The sequence below is a fragment of the uncultured Campylobacter sp. genome, assembly GCF_963517995.1.
In the GTDB taxonomy this organism is placed as follows: domain Bacteria; phylum Campylobacterota; class Campylobacteria; order Campylobacterales; family Campylobacteraceae; genus Campylobacter_A.
On the sequence record NZ_CAUQHQ010000124.1, the window covers coordinates 1 to 6,728 of the forward strand.

Annotated in this window: 6 protein-coding genes; all 6 read left to right on the forward strand. The window is 46.6% G+C overall.

Features of this window, described 5'->3' with window-relative positions; translation table 11 throughout:
• On the forward strand, positions 1-574 hold a 574-nt coding region (locus tag RYL88_RS10575), incomplete at its 5' end, for a lyase family protein (protein WP_314991151.1).
• 81 nt (positions 575-655) lie between these two features.
• Positions 656-1,999 (forward strand): anaerobic C4-dicarboxylate transporter, encoded by a 1,344-nt coding sequence (locus RYL88_RS10580; protein ID WP_314991153.1) that lies wholly within the window; start codon positions 656-658, stop codon positions 1,997-1,999.
• Between the two features lie 63 nt (positions 2,000-2,062).
• On the forward strand, positions 2,063-2,746 hold the full coding sequence (locus RYL88_RS10585; protein ID WP_314991155.1) for an amino acid racemase: 684 nt from the start codon (positions 2,063-2,065) through the stop codon (positions 2,744-2,746).
• Positions 2,747-2,830: 84 nt separating this feature from the next.
• Entirely contained in the window at positions 2,831-3,586 is a 756-nt protein-coding gene (locus RYL88_RS10590) for a hypothetical protein (protein ID WP_314991157.1), read from the forward strand.
• A gap of 305 nt (positions 3,587-3,891) precedes the next feature.
• Positions 3,892-6,264 (forward strand): hypothetical protein, encoded by a 2,373-nt coding sequence (locus RYL88_RS10595; protein ID WP_314991159.1) that lies wholly within the window; start codon positions 3,892-3,894, stop codon positions 6,262-6,264.
• Positions 6,222-6,440, forward strand: coding sequence for a hypothetical protein (locus RYL88_RS10600; RefSeq protein WP_314904450.1), 219 nt, complete (start codon positions 6,222-6,224; stop codon positions 6,438-6,440). Before RYL88_RS10595 ends, RYL88_RS10600 begins: the two co-directional genes overlap by 43 nt.
• The last annotated feature ends 288 nt before the right edge of the window (positions 6,441-6,728 follow it).

Consider the following 6,728-nt stretch of genomic DNA (forward strand, 5'->3'; position numbering starts at 1 on the left):
CGTTAGCGGCGCGCTAAAAACCGCTGCCGTTCGCCTAAGCAAGATCGCAAACGATCTAAGATTAATGAACTCAGGCCCAAGATGCGGTCTTGGCGAGATAAATTTACCGCAAATGCAACCAGGTAGCTCTATCATGCCGGGTAAAGTAAATCCGGTCATCGCAGAGGTCGTAGGCGAAGCATGCTACGAGGTAATCGGCAATGACGTAACCATCATGCTTTGCAGCGAGAGAGGCGAATTTGAGCTAAACGCGTTTGAGCCGGGCATCGCTTACGCACTATTTAACTCGATCTTTATCCTTGAAAATGCGATGAAAACCCTAGCCGAAAAAGCTATCAGAAAACTAACTGCAAATCCTGAGGCATGCTTAAAGTCAGTACTCGGATCAGTCGGTATCGTAACTGCGTTTAACCCATATATCGGCTACGAAAAATCAGCAAGCATCGCTAAAGAAGCGTTGCAAACCGGCAAAGCCGTAGGCGATATCTGCTTAGAAAGAGGCTACCTCAAAAAAGAGGAAATCGACAAAATCTTAGAGCCTAAAAATATGCTAAACCCTCATATGGGTAAATAAATTTAGGCATGCGCGCGCCGAGAGAGCGATCTTTCGGCGTTTTTAAATTTATAAGTTAAATTTACTTAAAGGAGTTTTCCTATGGATATTATGCTGATTTTCCAGCTCATAGTCCTATTTGGAGGCATCTACCTAGGCGTTAAGCTAGGCGGTATGGGCGTTGGATACGCCGGCGGTCTTGGTGTCGTTATTTTAGCGATACTGGGTATGAAGGTGGATATGAAAGATATCCCGATAGACGTTATTTTGATTATTGCATCCGTAATTTCTGCGATTACGGCGATGCAAGTGGCGGGCGGACTTGATTATTTGGTTCAGATCGCATCTAAAATTTTGCGTAAAAACCCAAAGCAAATCAACTACCTAGCACCGGTTGTTACGTATTTGCTTACTATATTAGCCGGCACTGGACACACTGCATTTTCTATGATACCGGTTATCGTAGAGGTTGCTAAAACCCAAAACATTAAGCCAAGCGCGCCGCTAGCGCTCTCGGTCGTTTCGTCTCAAGTGGCCATTACCGCTAGTCCGATATCTGCGGCTTTCGTTGCTATGAGCGGTCTATGCGAAAAGCTAGGCGTTAGCTATCCTATGCTGCTTTTTATATGCATTTCTACTACTTTCGTAGCCGTGCTTGTTACGGCCTTTATCGTAAATAAATTTTACGATCTAGACCTCTCAAAAGATCCTATTTACCAAGATAGGCTTGCCAAAGGCTTGGTAGAAGAAATCAAAGCGCACGAGTATGATGAACCAAAACCGTATGCTAAAAGATCGGTCGCGATATTTGCCGTAGGCGTCGTAGTCGTGGTTTGTTATGCTCTTCTTATCTCAAAGAGTCTAGGGCTTATAGAAAAACCTATCCTTTCAAGAGATAGCGCGATTATTAGCATTATGCTTACTATCGGCTTTCTTATTGCCGTTTGTTGCAAGATCGACACTGGCAAGCTTCTTTCTACCAGCACATTTCAAAGCGGTATGAACGCCTGCATCTGCGTCATCGGTATCGCGTGGCTAGGCACTACCTTTGTAAACGGACACATCGACGGTATCAAAGAGGTAGCTAAAAACGTAGTCACGCAGTATCCGTTTGTGCTAGCTATCGCTCTATATTTCCTAAGCTGCTTGTTATATTCGCAGGCCGCTACGACTAAGGTTATGATGCCTGCGGTTGCTGCAGCTCTAGGTATGACTTCTCCTGAAAGTTCGAAAGACATTTGGATACTCGTAGCTTCATTTGCCGCAGTTTCAGGATTATTCGTACTTCCTACGTATCCTACGACTTTGGGCGCTATCGCTATGGACGATACGGGAACTACTAGAGTGGGTAAATTTGTATTTAACCATTCGTTTTTCGTACCGGGCACTATCATGGTTGCGCTTTCTGTTGCGCTTGGATTTTTGATAGCTCCGATTCTTTTGTAGGGATTTTTGAGCTAAATTTAGCCGAGACTTCGTTCTCGGCTTTTTAAATTTAAGGACTTTTTCATGAAACGAATCGGAATTTTAGGCGGTATGGGACCGCTAGCTACGATAGATCTATACGCTAAGATCGTAGAACTCACAAACGCCGCAAAGGATCAGGACAACATCCCCATCGTCATCGATAACCACCCGCAGATCCCGGACCGCACGGCGTATATCCTGCATGGAGGCGAGGATCCGTTTCCTTTTATGAAAGAGTCTGCAACTAGGCTAAAAAACGCCGGCTGCGAGGCTGTCTGCATAGCTTGCAACACGGCTCACTATTTTGCCGAGCGCCTAACGCAGGAGTGCGGCGTAAATATCCTGCACATCGCTAAAATCGCGACCGCGTCGATAAAGTCTAATTTCCCGCACGCTAAAAAGATCGCCGTCATCGCCACTACCGGCACGACCGCAGCTAAAATTTACGAAAACGAGCTGATCGCCGCGGGCCTAGAGTGCGTAAAAATCCCCGAAAATTTGATGAGCGACGTCATGGACTGCATCTACAAGGGCGCAAAGGCAAACAAGCTAAAAGAGTACGTGGGTCTCTTTAACGATACGATCGCGGCTATCGAGGCTGATGCGTATATCGCGGCTTGCACGGAGATACCGCTATTTTTACCGTATGCGACGAAAAAAGATAAATTCGTAGACGCTACTCTCGAGCTTGCTAAAGCAGCCGTCAAATTCGGCCTAGAAAAATAACCAAATTTGCGTCTAATCGGCGCAAATTTACCCCCTCTTAAAACAAATTTTTATAAAATCCAAGCTAAATTTAAAGGATAAACGATGAAATTTAGCGAATTTAAAAATGCAAAAACTTTAAGCCTGGCAAGCCTACTTTGCGAGCAAAATCCGCAGCTAGCAAAGCAAATAAAGCAAAACGAATTTTTATATATTTCTTGCTTTGAGGATAAAATTTTAGGCGCTGAAAATCTCGTTCGCTGCGAGATCGGATCGGCTAGCTACGTGCTAGCTTTGCTTTGTAAATACTCGCTTGACGCGGCTAAATTTGACGAGCAAACGCGCGAATATTTTGAGGGGCTTGACGAAGGATACCTAAGCGGCGAGTGCAACGTCGGCGAGGAGGAGTTTGAGCAGATCGCGGAGTTTTTAGAGGAGTGCGAAAATATCGTGATAGATAGCTCCTTTTTAGCCCATGCGGACGCGAAAAATATATTCGAGTTTTTGCAAATGCTCGGCAAAAACGTCGTTTTGGCCGACGGCGCGCAGGGCGAGTTTAAAACGGACGGCAAGCTAACGCCGCTAAAAGAGCCCGAGAGCTTTGACGGTAGCGTCGTGTTTTTTATGGATGAGGCGGACGGGTCAAATTTAAGCGGCGAGATAAAGGAGCTAATCGGCTCGGCGTCGTTTGCCGCAGCCGCAAAGGTAAAAGACGGCGATATGGTGAGTGTGCAAGCTAATGGCGTAGAAATAAGGATTAAATTTAAGCTAGAGCCGCAGATGAAGGGCACGGTCGCGCTTTGCAAGGCGAAATTTAGCGGATATGCCTTTAAGCTCGTTAATATCTCAAAAGAGGCGTAGCGGCAATCGGTCAAATTCGGAAGGCGGATTTATCCGCCGAGGCGGGCAAATTTTATAAATTTAATCACAAAAGCCGGACTTGCTACGTCAAATTTGACGTAGCGGGCGGAGCTTTTGGCTTGCGACGGTTAAATTTATCCGCAGCCGCGCTGCTTTAAAATCCAAATTTCTTGCTATGGCAAAGTTAAATTTAGGCTAAATAAAATTTTATCCAAACGCGCTGAATTTAGTAAAAAAATAGCCTTTAAAGCGCGTAATATTCGCTTTTATAGCGCTTTTTAAACGAAAAAGGGTATAATGGTCGCATGAGAAAATATTTTTTACTTTTTTTACCGATTTTGGCGTTTTCTTTTAGCCTGAGCGTAAATTCGGGCGCAGAGGACGGCAGGCCCTACACCGTGATAAACATTAGCGACGAGAAGGGGCTTGTTTGTAAAGAGGAGATCCTCGCCTACGACCGCAAGCTTTATTTTTGCGATCTTCCTGGCGGCACGTTGCCGAAGGTCGAGGATAAAATTTTGGCTCTTGCGGAGGTGAGATTCCGCGAGGAAAAGAGCGGTATGCGAGTCTATATCGTGCCGCGCGCGAATTCTCGCTTGATATCTTCTAGCGAGTCTCTTTACGGCGCTCCTACCGTGCCTTTTAGTAAAAACGGCGGAGTGGCCAAACGTCACGCCATCGTGATAGATCAAAATTTAAGCGAATTTAAAAAACAAGCAAACGCGGGGATAAATTTCGCCCCGATATTTGAGCAGATGACCGCGCCTAGCGTCGGACCGCTAGATCTAAATAAGGCCCCGATAGAAAGCAGCGATAGCAACGATATAAACATGTACCTAGACGTCAAAAAAAGCTATGAGGCCAAGCGCTACGATGAGACGATAAGCACGACGCAAACGGCGCTACGCCGCTATCCAAATAGTATCTTTGCCAGCGAGTTTTTGCTGTATAGGCTGCGCGCTTTGGATAAAATTTTAGACTCGCAAAATAGCTTTGAGGGGCTTGGCGCAGCAGACGTCGCAAGCGAGGGGCGCGCGTGGATGCGCAGGTTCGTGTCGGATGAAAACTACCCTGAGGCGCTATATCTAGTGACTAGGGCTTATCTTAGACAAGAGCTCGTTAGCGACGCGAGCTACACGCTAGATATCCTTAAAAGCGAACATCCAAACTCAAATTTCACCAAGCTAGCCGAGCTTGAGTTTGCCGATAAGCTCTACGCCTCCGGTAGGCAGGACGAGGCCGTGAGGATGTATGAGGACGTGCTGTACTCGGCGCAGACGCTAGACGTAGCTAGCCGCGCGGCTCTTAGCCTCGTGCAAGGCAGTATCGACAAGGCGAAATTTGACCGCGCCAAGGACTTTATGCTTAAAATTTTAAACAGAAACCAAGAATATCTACTAAACGACGCGTCCAAGCTAATGGCGCTGGCTGGGGTATTTCACGAGAAAAAGATGGACGATATCGCCGCGAGAATTTATGAAATTTTACTCGCTAGATTAGACAAAAACGACGACGAGTACGAAACCGTGCTAAAAAATCTAGGCATCGCGCTAACCGGCACGCCGGACACGCAAAAAGCCTACGAATACCTAAAAAGATACCAAAGCGAGTTTGCGGATGGGCAGTACGCCGCCATCGTGCAAAATGCGCTAGATAAGCTATTTTTCGCTAGAAACGACGAGAATAATGCGACTAAGCTGCACGAGCACTACGACGCGCTCATCGACAAATACGGCAAAACGGACGTCGGCGTTAAAGCGCTAAAAGAGCAGGTTGCGCTCTATCTAAAAGAGCGTAAATTTGACTCCGTCCTGCGCTATACCCAGGCCGTGCGCGATCTAAACGATACGGACGCAAGCGCCGTTTTAGCTCAGGCTGCGCTAAATTTAGCAGATGAAGCCATTCGCCAAAACGACTGTGCTACGGCGGTAAATTTGACCGAAAACTACGGCGTAGGCGAGAAAATCGGGGCTAAATTTAAACTATTTGACTGCTATATGCGCCTTTCTCGCTTCGCCGCCGCGCACGAGCTAGCCTCGCAAAATATCCTTGCGCCAGATATGCTAGACCGCGTGGAGTGGCTCATCAAACTAGCCTCCGTTTTGATAAAAACGGAAAAGTATAACGATGCCTTGCGCGTGGCAGACGAAGCCCTAGCTATAGCATCTAGGCAGGAGTACGCCGACGTTTCGCCCGTGCTTTTTTATAGATTTGAAGCGCTGATGGGGCTAGGCAGGCTCTCCGACGCCGCCGCGACGATAACGGCCGTCGAGACTCTACGCAAAAACGACTTTAAGGTCATCGAGCTCTACGACCGCATGGCTGAGGCGACGTACGGCGCGAACGACTTTTTAAACGCGTCGGTTTACGCCAAAAAGGCGATCGACCTACAAAAACGCCTACATATAGCCACTTTTAGCCCGAAAATCGACTTTGAGTACATCGGCTCACTAAGCAAGCTAGATAGACTCGGCGAGGCTTTACAGGCCGCGCAGGAGCTCGTAGATACGCGTCTAGATCCCGAAAACAGGCTGCGCGCGCTAGCTCAGATCTCGGAAATCTACATCAAGCTAAAACGCGAAAGCGAAGCAAAGCCATATCTGCAGGAGTGCGTCGGCTCAAATCTGCAAAGCTCGTGGAAGGCCATCTGCGCCGAGCAGATGAAGCTCGTGGAGTAAATTTATCCTCTTTTACTTTTGAAACCCACTCAAATTTAGCCCGAAAGCTCGGGTTAAATTTGGGTTTGATCGCCGTACTCTTGCCTTGCGCTAGGACTAGGCTCGTGCGCGGCGCGGCGCTATCTTTTTATCCGCAGATATTTTACGGCAAACGGGTTAAATTTAAAGCTGTTTGACGTTAAATTTGACTTTTTTGTCTGATTAAATTGTATGATACTTATCTAGAAACCTGAAATATTTTTTTGCGAGCCGACTTCTCGAGCATAAGTCATTATTTCTTAGGTTTCGGTTAAAATGTTTCCGTGAAGTTCCTCGTTGATTAAATAGGGGGTTTACCCCGCGTCAAAGATTTAAGGACTTCACGGGCTTAATAAAATTCGTTTAAAAATCTTAGTGCCGCTTATGCGTTCACTGAATACAAGAAAGAATTAAAAGCCAAAACATTTTAAAATTTAAGGGGTATC